Source organism: Aquitalea sp. ASV11, assembly GCF_016429185.1.
Lineage (GTDB): Bacteria > Pseudomonadota > Gammaproteobacteria > Burkholderiales > Chromobacteriaceae > Aquitalea > Aquitalea pelogenes.
Genome location: NZ_JAELUD010000271.1, coordinates 1 through 299, shown reverse-complemented (window position 1 = coordinate 299; position 299 = coordinate 1). Strand labels below are relative to the sequence as shown.

Below are 299 nucleotides of genomic sequence, written 5' to 3'. Positions count from 1 at the left end.
CCCCCCCCCCCCCCCCCCCCCCCCCCCCCCCCCCCCCCCCCCCCCCCCCCCCCCCCCCCCCCCCCCCCCCCCCCCCCCCCCCCCCCCCCCCCCCCCCCCCCCCCCCCCCCCCCCCCCCCACACCCCCCCATCTTACTGTTCGTCGGCAGCGTCAGATGTGTATAAGAGACAGTCTTAGGACCTTGCGCTATTCGAGCGGCCGACGTCTGATTAGCTAGTTGGTGAGGTAAAGGCTCACCAAGGCATCGATCAGTAGCGGGTCTGAGAGGATGATCCGCCACACTGGGACTGAGACACGG

At 72.9% G+C, this 299-nt stretch carries 1 rRNA gene; it reads left to right on the top strand.

Annotated features, from left to right (window positions below):
* Positions 1-157: 157 nt before the first annotated feature.
* Positions 158-299 (top strand): 16S ribosomal RNA (locus JHD62_RS22110); the annotation flags it as partial.